Consider the following 17,630-nt stretch of genomic DNA (forward strand, 5'->3'; position numbering starts at 1 on the left):
TTTCATAAACGCTGAATACGTTTGAGTTTTCGACTGGTATCCCAATGATAATCGGAAAAATGGATTTCCGGAACCTTAAACTGCTTTTGTTGCGCCAAGAGTTGAAACTGAGCTGCGATTGCTGCTTCTACTTGCACGTCTCGTTGGCTGAGACAGACTTCAACAATCTTCTCTGAATGTTGCTTGACTTGATAGTCTCCAACATTTTCCACAAAGAGAATACAACGCCTGATAAAATCAGGATAGATTGTCACCTGTCCTCCATCCTGACCTTCAAAGTAGAAGATGTCATCAGAGCGACCTTCGACCTTGTCAATCCTTGTATAATGAGAACCACATGAACAAGGTTCAGGATTCTCAACCAAGATATCATTAAGTTTGTAGCGGTAAACAGGTTGACTGCTTCGCTTAAAATCCGTTATTACTGGATAAAATCGACGCTCATCCAGATACTCTTTCTCTACAAAAATGATATCCTCATTGAGGTGAAGATGTCCTGCAGAACAAGTGCAGGCTAGAAAACCTTCCGTCGCTTGATAAACCTGGTCAATAATGGGGAGCTTAAAAGCGCTCGAAATGCGAATTCTATCACTATCCTCTAGAATTTCTGCTACAGAGACAATTTTTTGCGGTGAGATAGACAAGTCTCCTGCCTTAAGACGCTTGCTCAACTCTATTAACATGGAAGCTGGTGCCACAACAATCGTCGGTTGATAATGATTAAGACGTTCAATATGTTCATCTGTATTTTTGAAAATATCGAAGTATTCTAATCGTATCAATGCTGTATTGATAGTCTGGTAGAGTTCATTATCTGCTCTCAGGAAAAAGGCAATTCGGTGGCCAAAAAGATGACCCTTGGGCAACATCTTAGCTAAAATAGCTGCCGCCCACATGCTTCGCTCTTTCTCAGTCGTGATGAAGAGGCCACGATGTCCCGATGTTCCTGAAGATAAACCAACAGCTACTTCACCTTTAAGTTCGGTGAAGTCACGAGTCTTTTCACTCTCAATAGCTAAGGCTAAAGCCTCATCACGATCGATGCCTTGAGTGTTTAACTCATTAAAATGCGCCATCATAAAGGTCTTATCCATATGGTCAAAGTCAGTAGGGACACCATTATTGAAATAAGGAGACTCTCGCTTTAGAAAATCCATATAGTTAGATAATTGCTTTTTCTGATAAGCTTCTAGGTCTGCTCTCGTTTTGAAGTTGTGAAGCCATCTGGTTTGGATAAAGGTTTTAAGAAAGGTTATTTTTTTCATACAAGATACGCTCTATCCTTTCTACAGGGTCATGGCTAACTAGTACTTCCGTCCCATCTTTTAGGATGTCCTCTAGTAACTCAGTTCCCTTAATATAATCCGACATATTATCCTGAACCAAGGACGGAATGAGGTGCATTTGTTTCGTATAAGGTAGCAAATCGACACCCCAGCACAAGTCCGCTGCGATAAAAAGATTATAATCTGGAAAGTAGAGACAAGCCTGACCCTTGGCATGGCCATCAACAGAGGCTACCAAGATACTTCCATCTCCAAATAAATCATAGGTCGGACGATAAGGAAAAGTTGAGTTTTGCTGATCAGCCTTGATTACTGTTACCTGTTTCTCAAAAGAGGCTGGTAAAAATTCCTTAAAAATCAAATCCTTCAACTTAGGCTTCTGATAAACCTCATAAACCTCCTGAGTCAGAAGGAAGCTCGCATTAGGAAAGAAGCCAGCTCCTCCCAAATGATCAGGATGCAGATGGGAAAGCATAACATGGGTAATGTCCTCAGGCCTAATCCCTTTCGCCTTCAACAAGTTTAAAATCTGATCCTTTTCTGTCATCTGCACCGGCGTTCCCAAACGATACAAGCCATAGCGAAGCTTGGTTTTAATATCGTAGTGATAACCTGTATCATAAAGCAGATAGCCTTTATCTCTGTGTTTGATTAGAAAGACACCGGCTGGAAAGGTCATCTTTTTATTCTTGACTTTCTTGAACAAAAGACCAGTATAGCTTGTACAATATCCCGCAGGAAAATAATCAATGCTTTCGATAATCTTGGACATATTGTTCAATCCCTTCTGAAATCGTTATTTTAGGCCTATAGCCCAAGTCACGCTCCGCCTTGCTAATATCCAAAGTCTGACTATAGCGTAGCAAATAATAGGTATAGCGTGTTAGGGCTGGCTCTCCTTTGAGCTTTAGATTCTTATAAATAAACTCCAAAATACTTGAAATAGCAGACACAAGTGGAGCTGGGATTTTGCGATAACGGATGGGATAGCCCAAACCTCTCAAGGTTTCCTCAATCAAGTCTCTAAATACTCTGGGTTCTCCATTGGTAATATTATAAACTTCTCCAGCTGCTTGAGGAGTTTCCAAAGCCAGACGAATAGCCAAAGCAACATTTTCCACACAGGTCATATCCATCAGTTGACGACCATCACCAATCAAAGGAATACCGATCTTCTGGCTAAGATTAAGAACACGTGGCAAAATGCTGGTGTCTCCAATCCCAAAAAGTCCACGAGGTCGCAATATAACACTAGACACATCAGGATAATCTTTAAATAGTTTTTCTGATGCCAATTTACTTCGAATGTAATTGTTAAGCCTATTTTCCTGAGGGGCATCGCTTTCTTTGATACCCAGCTGGTCTCTAGGCGCTGCATAGATACTTGGAGACGATACATATACCAAGCGCTCGATATTAGCCTCACGGCAGGCTTCAAGGACGTATTTAGTTCCTAAGACATTCGTTTGGTAAAAATCTTCCCAAGGACCCCAGACAGTTGACAAAGCACCGGCATGAATGACCATATCCATTTCCTGACAAGCTTTGGTCAAATCCTCTTGGTTTGTCAAATCTCCTTGAACAAAGGTCACAGAGGCATTTACCAGAGATTGGCCAATTGTATGATTACGACCGAAAGCTCGGACTTGATAACCGTGATCAACCAATTCTTCCACGACATATTTGCCTAAGAAACCTGTAGCCCCCGTTACTAAAACTTTCTTCATCGTTTTTTCTCCTTGTCTGCAAGTAGGCGAGCAATTTCACCCTCCACTACTTCTGTAGGATGATATGACTTGGCAGCATGACTTAAAGCCTTTAGCTCTGACCAATCTTTCTTAGCCAACAACGCCTCAAAAGCTTTCCCAATTGCCTTATCATCCTCTCTTTTAACAGTCAAAGCTACACCTGCCTCAAGTCCACGAATAGCATAGTCATACTGGTCATAATCGTGTGGCAGTATTAGGGCTGGCTTGTTATTTATAATACATTGGAAAAAAATACCTGAACCACCATGGTGAATAACATAATCCATCTGGGGAATGTACTCATTGTAGGGAAGATAAGAAACCACTGAAACATTATCCATTAATTTTTGGCATTGGAATTCTTGTCCACCAAGACCTAAAGTTACAAAAAACTGACACTCAGGATGAGACTTAGCTAACAGCTTCGTTTGGTATATCAAATTATTCTTTGCCCAGTCCAATTGGGTACCACAAGTCACAAAGACAATTTTACGATTTGCAAAAGGCGACAAATCAAGAGGATAATCCTCACATCGCTCAACTGAACCTCCAGTTGGACCCACCCAGAGATAATGTTCTGGGAATCCTTTTTTGATTTCCAATTCTTTCATACCTATTCCTAAAATAGAATACGGTGAATAGATGCTCTCTTGTCCATTTTGGTCGTACATCTTAAAACCATAGCGTTTTAATCGATTTCGTAATAAAAAAGCGGCGGAATACTTCAAAAAACGTGTCATTTTTCTGCCTAGCCATTGTTGAATCAATTGATTGCGATTCTTCGGACTTCCCATTCCTCCGAAGAAACAAGGAGGACCATCCGTCGTTTCAATAGCAAATTGTGTAGCCATTGTCGTTATCCACGGAATCCCCATTTGCTCTGCAACAAGTCCACCCGACAAACTGACATAATCGGCAATGACTAAATCAGGTTGGCTTACTTTCCATTCCGATAGTAATTGATCGGAAACAAGATTAATAATATCAAGACTAGCTGATAGTTGACGATAAGCAGAAAAAAGGCCCAATTGCTCCTTATTATTAGCCACCCTTTCAAAGTCCATTTCATGACCTTCAAGAATAGTAACAACCTTAAAGCCTGCTTCCTCAGCTACTGCACGTTTCTGCTGTCCTGTGAATAAACGAATATCATAGCGAGGATTTTTTAATAAAGGCATTAGCAGATTCATGGTTGGATAAAGATGCCCACTTAATGGAACGATGACCACGTCAATTTTTAGTTTTCCCATAACATTAGCATAGCAAATTTTTTTTGAAAGAACTACTCAAAACCAAATACTATCTAAACTCATTTTCTCTGAATAGATACACTTCTTCAGTAAGATTTTTCATCCATTAATCAATCAAAGCTTGCCACAAATACTTTAACATAAAACTTTTCAATATTTTTTAGCAAGAATCCCCTAACTTACCTCCATCATGACAAACATTCTTTCCAAAGGAATTGAGAGGTAGTTTTCTGTTTCAGTAAAATCTGATAAACTAGAGCTATGCAAACAACAGACTCATTTAGTAAGGCAATTATTTTGGGAGCTACAGGAGGAATTGGACGTCACCTAGCAACTGAACTGGCAAAACATCTTGATTTTCTGGTTCTAGTAGGCCGAAATCCAGACAAATTAGTCCAACTGCAAAATGAATTAGCTGGAAGCAAGGCACAACTTTCAATTAAGGTTTTAAATCTGTGTGATAAGGAAGCACTGGAGAATTTTGGAAAGGCATTAGATGCTGACCTTCTGGTCAATTGTGCAGGACTAGCTAGCTTCTCCATAGGAAGTGATTTAGCCACAGAAAAGGAACAAGAGCTCTGGCAGGTGAACTACCATACTCCAGTCCAGCTAATGAAATTGCTAGTGCAGAAAAATCAGAAAATCCGACTAGTCCAACTTTCCTCACTAGCAGCTCTTTTTCCCCATCCCTATTTAGCGGCATACAGTGCCAGTAAGGCTGCCTTGCAGAACTACACTCTTGCTCTTCAGGAGGAACTATGTCAATCAGATTCCCCGGTCCAGCTAGGTCTGTATATTCTTGGACCAGTCCAAACAGCTATTTTTCCTCCTAAACTAGTAGAAGCATTGGGAGGCAGTCGCTTGCAGATGAAGCCTGAGAAAGTCGCTCAGCAGTTGATCCGATTCATAGAAAGGGATACTTCCTATGCTGTTATCGGCCTTCGCTATCGATTGTTGATTTATCTAGGAAAGCTACTCCCTCAAAAATGGATTATACATTTCATTTCTAGATATTTACGAAAGGGACTTAACATATGAAACTAATTTTTATAATTATAGCAGTCGCCTATCTCCTTCTCTTCCTCGTTCGATGGCTACTGTCACTAATCTATTACAAAAAAGGCAAATCTGATGTTACTGACTTTCCAGAAGAACTATTTACAGTGGTCCAACCAATTCTCTCCGGTGACCCTCGCTTGGAGAGTGATTTACGAGCCAATCTGCAGCAAACAAAAACAGTAGAATTTTACTGGTTAATTGACCAGTCTGACACAGAAGCTCAGCGTGTAGCGAACAAAATTTGCCAAGATGAGTTATTTTCTCAGCGTATCCGAATCTTTCTTATTGAAGATGTCCCTCAGGGGATTAATCCAAAGAGTTATAAGATTGAGCAAGTTGTAGAGGATCTGACCCGACCTTACCTCATTGTTTTGGACGATGATAGTGTAATTGATTTTTCTAAAATGGGGGAACTGACTGCCTATCTGGGTCAAGAAGTCATTTTGACTGGGATACCCTATAACCAAGAGAGAAGCAATTTCTGGTCCAAGCTGGTAGCAGCATTCGTCAATGGCAATTCCTTAATCACCTATTTCACAATGGCACAAGTTGAAGCCAATCACTCTATCAATGGAATGTTTTATATCCTACCAGTAAATCTTGTAAAAGACCAAGATCTCTTTACAGCTATCAAAGATTATCTTTGTGATGATTTGGCAGTGGCTGATTTTCTAAGTAGTAAAGGGGTATCCATTGTTCAAACTCGAGTTACCTGTAATGTCCGTACGACCATCAAGAGTGCCACGCAGTATTTGCTCCAGATGAAGCGTTGGCTTCTCTTTAGTTCCATCTATTTAAAAAAACACCTGGACTTCAAGGTCTTTACCCTCATTGGCTTAACAAGTTTTCTGCCTCTTCCAATCATACTTTTGACTCTTTTTTTAGGTTGGCCTTATCTACTTGTAGCTCTGGTTCTACTACTGATTAAGGCAATCTGGATGCTCCTTTATAGACAAAGCATACTAATGAATCAACTACACTTGGACGAAGTCCTATACGAAGTACTTAATGATTTCTTACTTCCATGGTTATTTCTTTATGTCCTATTGACTCCTCCTGTGATAAACTGGCGGGGTCGAAAGATACGTGTGACGGATGGGAAGATTCGTTATGAGTAAGATGAAGTCGTATCTAGATTGTTTGTCTGATTTATCTCCTGATCAGACATTGTTGACATCTGATTGCTTAGTCCTCTTTCTTAGTGGGAGCAGTGATTACACTTGTGCTGGACTGACAGCTGGGCAACTTGACCTCCTCCATGCTATTTGTCCATCTGATTATTCAGTAGTAGCCAGTAATTTTCCTTTCAATCAAAGATTTGATCATATGAAGTCTCCTAAAGTATCACTTTTATCGGCTTCTTTAGCAAACATTGTCTACTACTGGCATACAGTTTTGAACCCTTGTTTTCAAAAACTTTTACAAGTACACATGTCTCCCTTGTTAGAAACTAAGGAAGTGATTGTTGTCTGTAAGAGTTCAGGAGTCAATATGCTTACCCAATGGTTGAATCATTTGGATAACGAGATATCCCTTCCAAGATTTCGCATAATTGCACTTGGACCTGTCTCCCAAAAACTCTTAGACAACAAAAAGCTAGAGGTATTGGTGATTAAAGGAAAAAAAGATCCATATTCTCAATTCTTGGATTCCCACCAAGCGGATATCCTAGTGGATTCGGATCATTATAGCTATGAATACAAAGAAGATGTGAAAGGAATCATTCATGACTGGATTAGACAAAGTGATAAAAATCGATGTGATAAGCGTTCCATTTAGTGGTCATTTATTTCCGACCTTGACACTGGTGAAACCCTTGTTAGAAGACCCTCGTTTTCAAATACGTGTCATTACAGGTTATCAAAAGAAGAAATTAGTTGAAAAAATTGGCTTTGACTGTGTTGCCTTATTTCCAGATCGTCCGACAGTGATGGAAGATATCGCCAATACCTCAAAGCAAGCAAAACCACATATTATGTACCAACAATTAATCGCAAATAGCAAACTAATTCCAGAAGTTATAGACGAAATCAAGCGAATTTGGGAGTCCGATGGAAAACCAGATTTGATTATTGCAGATTTCATTGCAGCTCCTGCTGGTATTTTAGCAGACCGTTTGGGAATTCCCTGGATTACGACCCTCCCAAGTCCAGTAGCTATTGAGAGTCGCACAACTACTCCTGCTTATTTAGGAGGTTGGAAACCCCATCAGGGAATCCTCTACAAATGTAGAGATGCACTGGGTAGACAGATTATTCGCATGGCAAAAAGAATTGGCTTTGCACTTGTTAAAAGAAATCTTAAAAATTTACAAGATTTCAAACTTTATAGAGAGGATGGTACAGAAACCATCTATTCTCCTTATTCAATTCTGGCTCTGGGAATAAAAGAGTTGGAGTTTAGAGATGATTTTCCATCCCATCTTAAGTGGGTTGGTTATCGCTGCCTTTCTTTTGACAAACTACCCAAGGAACAAGAACAGTATTTCACGACCTCTCAAAAACGCGTGTTAGTGACTTGTGGTACCCATTTAAAATGGGAAAAAGAAAGAATGGTGAAATTGGCCAAAATGCTAAGTCAAGAATATCCTGACTATCATTTCTATGTCACACTAGGTAACCCAAGTGGTTTGCAAAATCCGCCACATCATCTAAATAACAATCTTTTACTTTTTGATTATCTGCCCTACACAGACATTCTAGATAAAATGGACTTTGCGATACATCACGCTGGTTCAGGTATTCTAATGGGATGTATCGAACAAGGCATTCCTAGCCTTATTCTTCCTCAAGATTTTGATCAGTTTGATAACGCCTTACGAGCTGAGTTAGCCCAGGTAGGACTTGTCTCACGAAAAAAAACAGAGTCTGAAGTCTTAGATTTATTCCAAGCATTAATTTCTCAAAAAGATTGGTCTAAATTACATTCTCTAACTCAGATAAGCAAAGCCTATCAACCTACAGAAATACTTTATCAAGAGATTGAAAGACTCTTAAACATAGATCAATAATCTTATTAACAAAACTTAGGTCCTCTCCTAAGTTTTTTTGTAACTTTTAGTCATTATAAAAAGCCGACCAAAGGTCAGCTTTCTATAGTCTAATATCTCTCAGCAAGTTCGTAATAAGTGCGAACGACACGTCCTTTATAATGCACTCTGACTTTCCGTAGCCAAAGGCTATCACCTTTTTCAAGGGTATAGAAGTCATCTCGACTAACGAAGAAGTTACGTTTTGCCTCACCAACTTTAACGACTAGGAAATGATTGGTACTCGTTCTTAGTGCTTTAGCAATTCTCTTTCCAATGATGACACCTACAACCTTAGAACAGTCTTCGCTATAATAGCCCATCTTGGTTAAAATAAAGAGAAGAAATTTATCCGTTAGTACCCAAATACCAGCAGAAAGAGCAAATACAAAAAAGATAAATATTCCTGTCACCAAGCCCAGACTACCACTCTCACGTCCACTGTCAAACCAGAGATGCAAACCTTTCTCATTTCCAAAATACAGCAGGGCTAGAAAAATACCTGTAAGGAGGAGAGAGAAGACTCTTTCAATATTTCTCAAAATAAAATCTTTCATGTCTCTACTCCTTTTCTACCGTAGTGTAGCTACCATTTTCACTCTTGATAGCAATATCTGATGACATGGCAACTGATAAAGTAATTGGACCACGAACTTGGCCATCAGTATCTCTGAGTTCCCAATTGCTACCGTCGTTACTTGTAGCCAGACCCTTGTCTTCTTGACCATTTTCATAAACTGGCAGGACATAAACCTCTGTCACCCCCGGTAGTTCTTGGCTCTGCCCTGTTGAGCTATCTTCAATCACAAAGGTTGAACTGGCTTGGTCATAGACCACTTTCTTGGTGTCAGAAATAGGCTTATCTGATTTTTTAGCCAAATCAGATATGGCTGAAGCTGCCTTATCTACCGTTCCCTGTGTAACCAACTCATTTCCTGAAAGCCCCGAAATAACTTGAATCTTCTTAGGCTGTGACTGGACCATTGCTCGTGTGAAAAATCCATTGGCGAGGAATAAAATACCACACACCATGACTAGAAAGGATAAGACAATCACCCCTCCACCTGTCCGTGTGGGCCCTGTCACTTCTGTCATTGGACGAAGAGGAGGTCCTTGCCAAGCGGTCTTTTTGTGTCTCTTATCCAAGAGGTCACAAAGGTAGTCTTCCAACAATGCGAAGCCATAATCCTTGGCTAGACTTTCAATCCCTTCTAAGGTCTCATAACTTAGACCACCTCTTTCAAGTATGGTCCCAATAGTCTTGGTGAAGCGGTAAGAAAAATCCTGATCCTCCAACCAGCCCAAAGCAGCACACTCACTAATATAGTCTTTGAGTTTAGAAATAGTCAGAGTATTATATAGGAAATATAGCTCAACAGTCTGAAGAAAACTATCCTGATTTTCAATAGATAAATCTTCTCTTAAGACAGAATCATTGAGATTACTTTGATAAGGATCACTGTGATTGAACGTTTCATGAGTATCTGATAAAGTTAGCTCATCCAGTTGCTTCTGCTCTTCTTCAGCATCCACCTGCTGAACCTCGTATTCAGTCACTTGCTCGTCGTTGACTTTTTCAGTTGCATAATCTGTAAGCTCAAGTTCATCAATACTTTCCTGATTTTGACTAGATTTGCTAGCATCTGCAGCTTGTTTAAAGGAAACTTCTAGCTGAGAGGCAGACACCATCCCAACCACGCTACCATCAGCCTGTTTATAGCCTATGACAGCACTCACATCCTCATTTCCAGATTTCGATTTTTGCCAGGCAAGGGCCTCTTGATAAGCCTTTTGCAGGCGTTGGAAATTTTCAGGGTCATCCTCAGGGTGGTAGACCTTACTCTGTTTGGCATAGGCTCGCTTGATATCCTTAAGATTTTTAGTTGGTGGAATGCCTAAAATCGACCAAAAATTCATGCGTCACCTCCTATCTCCAGAAATTAGGGTCATCAGACCTATCAAAGGGCTCGCCATTCTCCTCATGGTCGTCTTTTTCTTGACGGAAAATATCCAAATCATCTAGTGACATGATATTTTCAATGCTATCAAGATAAGCTTGGTAGCGTTTCACGATTTCTTTTCGCTTCTTAATATTGTTAATAGCCAACTGATAGCCTTTTTCAAAATCTTCCATCTGCCACAAAAAATGTAGTTGCATCTTATAAGGCATCTCCATGACTAAACGATAGGCCCGCTCAGTCTGCGTTTTAAAGTCGGCCTCAAAGGACAATTGATCAGAGACAAGCTTGATATTCTCCAGATGCTCACTCTTGTCAACCTCTTCGATTTTACTTTGACTACCGATACGATACGTTTTAGTCTCGCCTGTTGACCCCAGTTTAACCTCTATATAGAGCATGGAATTAATATCGTAAGTAAAGGTGGTCTCAAAAAACTCTGTCTTAGTCGCAGTCCCAGGAACATCGATAATAAACTCATCCAAAAAGAGATTTGCCTCAGGATCGAGCGATTCTCCCTGATAAATCATAAAGCGACATTGTTTCTGTCCCCGGCTGGCATAATAATATTTGCTGGCTGAGGTCGGAAGGACAGACAACTTATTAATAACCTTTGAAAAGATATTTTTATCAAAGTCAGAGTCATAGGCACTGATTCCCAATGAGAAAGGACAAATATCAGTAATCACCAAATCTTTGACCTTTTCCTGACGCTCTTTGACAGCTAAATAAGTCCCCAAACCACGCGCAACCAACTCATCCATATCCTTCAAACGCTTAATAGGAAGATTGAGAAGATTCATGATATAGGATTGAACCAAAGGCATCATGCTAGACCCACCGACCAAGATAAAGGCATCTAGCTCATGAGCCCTGTAGCCGCTATCACTCACCGCTCTACCAATGACTTTCTTAACACGGTCAAGAACAGGTTGAATAATGGACTTAAGCTCAGCTTGAGTGTATTGTTTCATGTAATATTGGTCATCGTAGGTCAAGGATACTGCAGCCAGTTTTTCCTTTTGTAGCTTGAGTTTGCAACGTTCTGCAGACAAGAGGAGACTAGACTTTTGCTTGGTATCTAGCTTCTCCAAATCAATCCCTTGAGACTGACAAAAATCTTCAGCGATAGCCTTATCAAAGTCGCTACCACCCAAGAAATTATCACCTGCAATGGAAACGATTGAAATCACATTATCAAAACAATCAACCACAGAAACATCAAGCGTTCCTCCTCCAAAGTCGAAGACGATGAAAGATTCGTCTTTGCCAATCTTGTGACAAGCAATGGCTGCCGCAGAAGGCTCGTTAATCAATCGTTCCACCTTAATGCCCAATCGTTGTCCAATAGCCTTGGTCGCTGAACGTTGCTTTTCATTAAAATAAGCCGGCACACTAATGAGCACCTCATCTACTTTTTCACCTAAGTAACTCTCCGCATCAGCTACTAATTGTTTAACCACCAAAGTTGACAAATCAGTTGCCGAGAAAGCTTCTCCATCAAGGTAAAAGATTTCATTGGTTCCCATTGAACGTTTAAAGAGTTGAGCCGTATTCTCAGGATCAGTCACTAAGCGTTCCTTCGCAATTTTTCCAACCGTCAAGACATCGTCAGACACATGGACCACACTAGGCGTCAAATATTCTCCAAAACCATTTGGAATAAGCTCAACCTCACCTTCACGATAGGTAACCGCTAGACTATTAGTCGTCCCCAAATCAATACCAATTGTTGCCATAACATTCTCCTAAACTGCTTTTGTCCTTCCATTATAACATAGTCAAAAACGTCCCTATTCAAGAAGTAAATAAACTATTTCAAATGCGCCATGAACTAAGAAAGTCAGCAAAGAATGACAGATGATTCTCTTTGAGAATGAAGTGAGTATAACTGAGACTTTCCGCTGTGATAAAAACCCCTGAAGAACTTAAACTTCAGGGGTTCGGAAGTTTCGAGACCTTAGACTCGAAACTTAGGCATGGAACTTCTTTGAAGTTCGCTAACGTCCGTCATCACCTAAGGAAAGTCTCGAAAAAGATTCTTTATTAAAAAATAAAAGCCAACCTAAGGTCAGCTTTTCATTTTTCTTATTGATTATTTTTTGAATGGTTCTTCCACCATGATGAGAGGATGGAACCTGAGATATTGTGCCAAATACTAAAGATAGTTGATGGGATCGCAGCTTGTGGCACGAAATATTTCATGGCAAGGGTTGCTCCAAGACTTGAGTCTTGCATCCCCACTTCGAAGGTAATGGCTTTTTGTTGTGGTTCTTCCAAACCAAGGATTTTTGAAAATCCAAAACCAAGGGCATAACCACAAAGATTGTGGAGCATAACGACTGGAATGACAAGGGCTGTCGCTGCTGTGAAAATATTAGCATGGTTGGCAGAAACAACTGCTCCAACGATCAAGAGGATGGCAGCTTGTGAAATCAAAGGCATAATCTTGATGATGGCATCAATTTTCTTACCAAAGATTGAGTGAATGAGTACACCCAAGATGATTGGGACAACCACGATACGCAAGGTACTAAGGAAGAGGCTTTGGGCAGGGACACTTACGTACTGACCAGCCAAGAATGACAAGAGGGTTGGAATCATGAGTGGTGCCAAGAGAGTTGAGAGGGTTTCAATAGAGACATCCAAGGCAACATCCCCACCTGAAAGGAAGGCCATGACACTAGATGAAGTCCCACTTGGACAAGACCCGACAAGGATAACCCCTGCTGCTGTCGCACCCTTAAGATGGAAAATCATACAAAGCAACCAAGCCAAACCAGGCATGATGACATAGTGGGCAACAGTCCCAAGGACAACTGGAATTGGACGCTTAGCAATACGTTTAAAATCTTCAGTGGTCAAGGTAAGTCCCATACCAAAGAGAATCAAACCAAGTAGATAAGCCGTATTGGGAATGACCCAACTACTAGTTGCGGGAAGGGCATAGTTAAAGGCCGCCCAGAGGATAACAGCTACAGTAAACCATTTGCTGAGCCATTTACTAAAAGATACAAGTGACTCCATAATGAAACCTTCTTTCTATTTTCACAGAATAGTATAGCACTTTCACTTTGAATTTCAAGGTAAATTTCGAATTTTCTGAAATTAATTTCAGAAAATAAATCCTCACACTTAACATGCGAGGATTTTGTGATTTCTATAAACCTTAAGCCTTGTCTTGCGACTTTTCTTCAAATTGTTGAGCCCGTTCTTCTCCCCACCACAGTGGCAACAATTCTCCCAAAGTAATGGTTTGACGTGTTTCGTAGTCAACCATAAACTCCAAGTTACGATTATCAGGATGCAGTTCCATTAGAAATTCTCGACAGGCCCCACAAGGCATGCCAGACGGTCCACCATGAGGCGGCTGGTCACGAAAGGCGATAATTCGCCTAACCTTATTTTGACCAGTTTCTTGATACATATTGAAAAGGGCAGCTCTTTCGGCACATAGATGGAAAATACCACACGTCCCTTCCATACAAAAGCCCGTGAAAATTTGCCCATCTTCAGACTCAACGGCAGCCACAACATGTCTAGCATAGACAAAGTCTGAGACTTCCTGTGGCTGATACAAGGCTTGAGCCTTTTCATACATTTTCTGCCAAATATCCATTATTTCTCCTTTAACCTCGATCACTTTCTCTATGAGACTTGATAAAGAGTGCAAGCACTATTGATACTGCCGTATAAGCCAAAATAAACAAAAGTGATTTCCATGAAAATTTCCCATTGATAGCAAAATTAACGACCAATTCATTGACATGATAGACAGGTGTCCACTCAGAGATACTCTGAACCCACTTAGGGAACATGGAAATAGGAACCCATGAACCACTCACTATAGGCAAGACAAGGTAAATAATATTAGCTACAAGAGACATGATTTGTTGAGATTTAATCTGAGCGATAAGCAAGCCAAAGGCCAAAAAGACCAAGCTTGATAGAAGTAAAAGAGCACCTGATCCTAGCCATCTAAAGAATGGCATCTCTACATCTCGGAAAAAGGTACCTACACAAAAGGTCACAATGATAGCAACCATAAAGTTTAGAAGCACACGAAAAATTTTAGAAAGATAATAAGCTGCGATACTAACCTTTGAGTGCTCGATATAGGTCAACCAGTGTTCAATTCGATCCTCTTGTAACATATAGGGAAAGGTGAACAAACCAAAACTAGACATAGAAAAGCCAGTCATGGTTAACATATAAGATAGCAAAAACTCTTTTTGGGCTTCTGGAGTAGGCGCTGAGAAAATACTTGAAAAAAGGAGGAAAAATCCGACGGGTATCCCGATTCCCATGATAAAGACTGGCCAGGTTCGCCACGTTTTTATCCATTCAATTTTTAGTAATGCTTTCATGCCTTGTCCTCCCTTGTTGAATCAAATAGGCTATCCAAGAGTGTTTTATTTTGGATTTCAATATCAGAAATTCCACAGCCCGCTTCTTCAAGACTTTGCCATACCTTTTCGATATCTTTGGTCATGAAGCTAATGACATCCCTCTTTTCAGTGATTTCATAGATATCTGGCAGTCCATGAACGATGCTAACAAAGCTACTTGGCAGAGTGACCTGCTTCTCTTTCTCTTCGTGTCGCATAGCGTATGGCGTGGTATCTCTGATGAGTTTCCCTTGATGGAGGACTAAGATACGGTCAGCCGTGTGTTCCACTTCTTCAATATAGTGAGAGGAATAAAGGATAGTTGTCCCAGCTTTTTTCAAGTCATTGACAATCTCCCAGAAACGCTGACGAGTGGAGGTATCCATACCCGCTGTCGGTTCATCCAAAAAGAGGATCTTAGGTTTATCAATCAAACAAAGGACAAAAGCTAGAAGACGTCTTTGTCCACCAGAGAGTTTGTCCGCAAACTGCTGGTACTGGTCTTCCTTGAATTGTAAGAGGTCTTGTACCTCTTGATTGGTCAAGGGATTATCAGAGATAGATTGGAAGAAGGCAATCAGTTCCTCCACTTTCAAACTATTTGGAATGGTATTTTCCTGAAGGAGAACCGCAATTTTATTTTTGGCCTTACCTGCCTTACCATCAATGAGGACCTGACCACTGCTCGGTTTTTTATCGCCAAGAATACAGGACATCAAGACAGTCTTACCTGCCCCATTAGGTCCAATCAAGGCCACACAATCGCCCTTGTTTATCTCAAAACTAATATCCTCTAAAATGGTCTTTCCCTTGATACGTTTTCCAAGAGAAGAAACCTGAATAACTGTCTCACCCATCAATGCTTTCCTTTCTTTTATATAGAAGCCATGCTTGACAATATCGCTGACATCATTGGACTTCCCTTAATACTCCACTTCCAACTCCGTACAGAAGAGACTTCCGCTCATATGAAGCCTTGTTTCAACTTGCTCTAAATCAGATTCAAAACGATCCACCTTTACAGATGATAGGGGATGTGAGATTCCAGTGGTGTCCATGACACAACCATGAGGAAGTCGAATATGAACTTCACCAAACTTAGCATCAAGATGAACTGCTACCTGACTTGATGCAAAGCTGGCTTGACTCAAATCCAGCCACAGCTCACCGAAAGCCATATTCATATCAACCGTTTCGACTTCTTGAGAATAGATGCGATACCTATCCTCAGCCATATATGTCTTAACAGAAATATGTGGTCCTTCTTGGTCGTTCTTATTGACCTTATAGTCTTTAGTGAGACCTTTCTTTTGACTACGGCCATAGAGCAACTCTAAAGCCAAACCTATTAGAAAGATGCCGCTAAAGAGATTCCACTGTGCAAAATCGAGGTCTAACAAGTCATGAACATAGGGTGATAAGAAGGCCAAACCAAGAAAAATGAGGAGAGGTCGTCTATTCAAGATACCAAAACAAAAGAAGGCCACGAAGAAGACCAGATTATAATTGACCATGATCCAAAAATCTGGAATAAAGGCACTAGCAATAAAACAAGCTGCTAGTAAAAACAACAAGAAGGACCGAAGATTAAATCGTTCCATAAGAAAACTCCTTTCTAAAGAAATGATTGCAATTTTCCAATTATTTTCACTATCAGTATAGCACTATTTGTAAACGTATTCAATGTTATATTAAAAGGATTTGCAAGAAAAAAAGAGCTTTCGCTCTTTCATTATTTTCAATGTTTGACAGTTACTTGTCCAAAGGATACAGATCCTGTTAGAGAAACTGTAGTGCTTGATAACTCTCGCTCTCCTAGACTATCGTAGCCTTTCACTCCTGCTAGGCTTGTATGAAGCCCGTGTGTATCCACTTGCCAATCCTTGGGCACTCGAATGATGACCTGAGAAAAATTGGCCTGAACCACAATCTGAGGTCGGTCCGTCATAAACTGAGCCTGACGCAAATCCAAGGTCAAACGCCCAAAATCAGCATTGGCATAGACAGTTTCGAGGTTTTGAGAAGTCACCACTTGCACAGACTCTGAAAAAAGAGTCTTAGCAAAAATTTCTCGCTCATGTTCTTTAGACACCTTGTAAGAGAATTTTTTCTTATAACTTGGTTTGCTCAAACGGTCCATCGCAATACCTAAGATAAGAATCCCTACAAAGAGTGTCCATTCCGAATAATCCAATCTAAAGAGGTCATGGATATAGGTCGATAGAAAAGCCATCCCCAAGAAAAAGAGAAATTTCCCCTTAGATTGCCAGCTCAAAAGCACAAAAAGCAAGGCTAAAATCAACTTATAATTAAAAGCCAAATACAAATCTGGAATAAAAGCTGTTGCGATAAAATAGGCAGCAATGATCAATAAGGTAATAACACCTGAATTAAAGCGTTTCATAACAAGTCCTCCCTAAATCCTGTCCTTGAGTTTTTCCACAAAAAGGTAGGCTGCTGGACAGAAAAGCGTATTTTTTATAGTCAGATGATTGATCTGATAGATTTTCTTACGATCCGTGTGAGGAAAGGCTGCACAGGCCTTAGGACGGACATCATAAATATCACAGAGATTATCAGGCCCCAAGAATGGACAAGGCATAGACTTGAAGACCTTATCCCCATCCTCATCTACCTGCAAGTACATCTCCTCAAAGGCAGGTAACTTCATGCGAAAATGCTTGGCAATGCGAGTGATGTCCTGTTCTGTGAAGTCTGGACCAAGCGTCTTACAGCAATTTGCACACTGGGTACAATCAATTTCTTGGAAGACTTCATTGTGTACCTGCTGAACAATCTTATCTAAATTTTTAGGAGCCTTCTTCTTGAGTTGTGCTAGAAACTTTCGGTGCTCCCCTTGCTTTTGACGTGCCAATTCCTCATAACGTTTGACATCAATAGTCTGTGACATGT

Annotated in this window: 18 protein-coding genes; 4 read left to right on the forward strand and 14 right to left on the reverse strand. The window is 40.4% G+C overall.

What is annotated here, in order from left to right; translation table 11 throughout:
* Positions 1 to 2: 2 nt before the first annotated feature.
* Genes ACT170_RS05370 through ACT170_RS05385 form a run of 4 tightly spaced genes read right to left on the reverse strand, consistent with a single transcriptional unit; the run spans position 3 to position 4,284 of the window.
* Positions 3 to 1,265, reverse strand: coding sequence for a F390 synthetase-related protein (locus tag ACT170_RS05370; protein ID WP_211180937.1), 1,263 nt, complete (start codon positions 1,263 to 1,265; stop codon positions 3 to 5).
* Positions 1,243 to 2,058, reverse strand: coding sequence for an MBL fold metallo-hydrolase (locus ACT170_RS05375; RefSeq protein ID WP_183136354.1), 816 nt, complete (start codon positions 2,056 to 2,058; stop codon positions 1,243 to 1,245). The genes ACT170_RS05370 and ACT170_RS05375 overlap by 23 nt, the downstream gene beginning before the upstream one ends.
* A complete protein-coding gene (locus tag ACT170_RS05380) occupies positions 2,033 to 3,013 on the reverse strand; it encodes an NAD-dependent epimerase/dehydratase family protein (RefSeq protein ID WP_175061857.1) in 981 nt (326 codons plus the stop codon). The genes ACT170_RS05375 and ACT170_RS05380 overlap by 26 nt, the downstream gene beginning before the upstream one ends.
* Positions 3,010 to 4,284 carry a glycosyltransferase gene (locus tag ACT170_RS05385; RefSeq protein WP_195435319.1) on the reverse strand — a complete coding sequence of 425 codons (1,275 nt, stop codon included), beginning with the start codon at positions 4,282 to 4,284 and terminating at the stop codon, positions 3,010 to 3,012. The genes ACT170_RS05380 and ACT170_RS05385 overlap by 4 nt, the downstream gene beginning before the upstream one ends.
* Positions 4,285 to 4,545: 261 nt before the next feature.
* On the opposite strand from ACT170_RS05385, the gene ACT170_RS05390 reads away from it, so the two are divergent.
* Genes ACT170_RS05390 through ACT170_RS05405 form a run of 4 tightly spaced genes read left to right on the forward strand, consistent with a single transcriptional unit; the run spans position 4,546 to position 8,353 of the window.
* Positions 4,546 to 5,322: an SDR family NAD(P)-dependent oxidoreductase gene (locus ACT170_RS05390; RefSeq protein ID WP_183136356.1), complete on the forward strand. Its 777-nt coding sequence runs from the start codon at positions 4,546 to 4,548 to the stop codon at positions 5,320 to 5,322.
* A complete protein-coding gene (locus ACT170_RS05395) occupies positions 5,319 to 6,461 on the forward strand; it encodes a glycosyltransferase (RefSeq protein WP_080611945.1) in 1,143 nt (380 codons plus the stop codon). The genes ACT170_RS05390 and ACT170_RS05395 overlap by 4 nt, the downstream gene beginning before the upstream one ends.
* A complete protein-coding gene (locus ACT170_RS05400; RefSeq protein WP_410537068.1) occupies positions 6,454 to 7,122 on the forward strand; it encodes a hypothetical protein in 669 nt (222 codons plus the stop codon). The genes ACT170_RS05395 and ACT170_RS05400 overlap by 8 nt, the downstream gene beginning before the upstream one ends.
* On the forward strand, positions 7,070 to 8,353 hold the full coding sequence (locus ACT170_RS05405) for a glycosyltransferase (protein WP_183136359.1): 1,284 nt from the start codon (positions 7,070 to 7,072) through the stop codon (positions 8,351 to 8,353). The genes ACT170_RS05400 and ACT170_RS05405 overlap by 53 nt, the downstream gene beginning before the upstream one ends.
* An 89-nt stretch (positions 8,354 to 8,442) precedes the next feature.
* Here the strand turns inward: ACT170_RS05405 and ACT170_RS05410 are convergent, their stop codons facing one another.
* From ACT170_RS05410 to ACT170_RS05455, 10 genes are all read right to left on the reverse strand, one after another.
* Positions 8,443 to 8,928: a hypothetical protein gene (locus ACT170_RS05410; RefSeq protein ID WP_183136360.1), complete on the reverse strand. Its 486-nt coding sequence runs from the start codon at positions 8,926 to 8,928 to the stop codon at positions 8,443 to 8,445.
* A 4-nt stretch (positions 8,929 to 8,932) separates the two neighbouring features.
* Positions 8,933 to 10,288, reverse strand: a complete 1,356-nt coding sequence (locus ACT170_RS05415) for a J domain-containing protein (RefSeq protein ID WP_201712281.1) — start codon at positions 10,286 to 10,288, stop codon at positions 8,933 to 8,935.
* 10 nt (positions 10,289 to 10,298) lie between these two features.
* Positions 10,299 to 12,068, reverse strand: a complete 1,770-nt coding sequence (locus ACT170_RS05420; RefSeq protein ID WP_201712282.1) for an Hsp70 family protein — start codon at positions 12,066 to 12,068, stop codon at positions 10,299 to 10,301.
* Between the two features lie 349 nt (positions 12,069 to 12,417).
* The gene (locus ACT170_RS05425; protein ID WP_021143965.1) at positions 12,418 to 13,356 is read right to left on the reverse strand and encodes a bile acid:sodium symporter family protein; all 939 of its coding nucleotides are present in this window, start codon (positions 13,354 to 13,356) and stop codon (positions 12,418 to 12,420) included.
* A 142-nt stretch (positions 13,357 to 13,498) separates the two neighbouring features.
* On the reverse strand, positions 13,499 to 13,948 hold the full coding sequence (locus ACT170_RS05430; protein ID WP_021143964.1) for a cytidine deaminase family protein: 450 nt from the start codon (positions 13,946 to 13,948) through the stop codon (positions 13,499 to 13,501).
* A gap of 10 nt (positions 13,949 to 13,958) precedes the next feature.
* Complete coding sequence (locus ACT170_RS05435; protein ID WP_021143963.1) at positions 13,959 to 14,696, reverse strand: ABC transporter permease; 738 nt, start codon at positions 14,694 to 14,696, stop codon at positions 13,959 to 13,961.
* Positions 14,693 to 15,574 (reverse strand): ABC transporter ATP-binding protein, encoded by an 882-nt coding sequence (locus ACT170_RS05440; RefSeq protein WP_414327601.1) that lies wholly within the window; start codon positions 15,572 to 15,574, stop codon positions 14,693 to 14,695. Before ACT170_RS05440 ends, ACT170_RS05435 begins: the two co-directional genes overlap by 4 nt.
* A 66-nt stretch (positions 15,575 to 15,640) precedes the next feature.
* Entirely contained in the window at positions 15,641 to 16,318 is a 678-nt protein-coding gene (locus ACT170_RS05445; protein WP_410537061.1) for a hypothetical protein, read from the reverse strand.
* Between the two features lie 137 nt (positions 16,319 to 16,455).
* On the reverse strand, positions 16,456 to 17,121 hold the full coding sequence (locus ACT170_RS05450) for a hypothetical protein (protein WP_410537060.1): 666 nt from the start codon (positions 17,119 to 17,121) through the stop codon (positions 16,456 to 16,458).
* Positions 17,122 to 17,133: 12 nt separating this feature from the next.
* A complete protein-coding gene (locus ACT170_RS05455) occupies positions 17,134 to 17,628 on the reverse strand; it encodes a YkgJ family cysteine cluster protein (protein WP_002885314.1) in 495 nt (164 codons plus the stop codon).
* Between the last annotated feature and the right edge of the window lie 2 nt (positions 17,629 to 17,630).

This window comes from Streptococcus sp. cx1 (assembly GCF_052384325.1).
Lineage (GTDB): Bacteria > Bacillota > Bacilli > Lactobacillales > Streptococcaceae > Streptococcus > Streptococcus salivarius_G.

Bases quoted from the DNA above. Each gene is read 5' to 3' on its own strand.
- ACT170_RS05370 (WP_211180937.1), bottom strand. From the start codon at position 1,265: ATGAAAAAAATAACCTTTCTTAAAACCTTTATCCAAACCAGATGGCTT.
- ACT170_RS05375 (WP_183136354.1), bottom strand. From the start codon at position 2,058: ATGTCCAAGATTATCGAAAGCATTGATTATTTTCCTGCGGGATATTGT.
- ACT170_RS05380 (WP_175061857.1), bottom strand. From the start codon at position 3,013: ATGAAGAAAGTTTTAGTAACGGGGGCTACAGGTTTCTTAGGCAAATAT.
- ACT170_RS05385 (WP_195435319.1), bottom strand. From the start codon at position 4,284: ATGGGAAAACTAAAAATTGACGTGGTCATCGTTCCATTAAGTGGGCAT.
- ACT170_RS05390 (WP_183136356.1), top strand. From the start codon at position 4,546: ATGCAAACAACAGACTCATTTAGTAAGGCAATTATTTTGGGAGCTACA.
- ACT170_RS05395 (WP_080611945.1), top strand. From the start codon at position 5,319: ATGAAACTAATTTTTATAATTATAGCAGTCGCCTATCTCCTTCTCTTC.
- ACT170_RS05400 (WP_410537068.1), top strand. From the start codon at position 6,454: ATGAGTAAGATGAAGTCGTATCTAGATTGTTTGTCTGATTTATCTCCT.
- ACT170_RS05405 (WP_183136359.1), top strand. From the start codon at position 7,070: ATGACTGGATTAGACAAAGTGATAAAAATCGATGTGATAAGCGTTCCA.
- ACT170_RS05410 (WP_183136360.1), bottom strand. From the start codon at position 8,928: ATGAAAGATTTTATTTTGAGAAATATTGAAAGAGTCTTCTCTCTCCTC.
- ACT170_RS05415 (WP_201712281.1), bottom strand. From the start codon at position 10,288: ATGAATTTTTGGTCGATTTTAGGCATTCCACCAACTAAAAATCTTAAG.
- ACT170_RS05420 (WP_201712282.1), bottom strand. From the start codon at position 12,068: ATGGCAACAATTGGTATTGATTTGGGGACGACTAATAGTCTAGCGGTT.
- ACT170_RS05425 (WP_021143965.1), bottom strand. From the start codon at position 13,356: ATGGAGTCACTTGTATCTTTTAGTAAATGGCTCAGCAAATGGTTTACT.
- ACT170_RS05430 (WP_021143964.1), bottom strand. From the start codon at position 13,948: ATGGATATTTGGCAGAAAATGTATGAAAAGGCTCAAGCCTTGTATCAG.
- ACT170_RS05435 (WP_021143963.1), bottom strand. From the start codon at position 14,696: ATGAAAGCATTACTAAAAATTGAATGGATAAAAACGTGGCGAACCTGG.
- ACT170_RS05440 (WP_414327601.1), bottom strand. From the start codon at position 15,574: ATGGGTGAGACAGTTATTCAGGTTTCTTCTCTTGGAAAACGTATCAAG.
- ACT170_RS05445 (WP_410537061.1), bottom strand. From the start codon at position 16,318: ATGGAACGATTTAATCTTCGGTCCTTCTTGTTGTTTTTACTAGCAGCT.
- ACT170_RS05450 (WP_410537060.1), bottom strand. From the start codon at position 17,121: ATGAAACGCTTTAATTCAGGTGTTATTACCTTATTGATCATTGCTGCC.
- ACT170_RS05455 (WP_002885314.1), bottom strand. From the start codon at position 17,628: ATGTCACAGACTATTGATGTCAAACGTTATGAGGAATTGGCACGTCAA.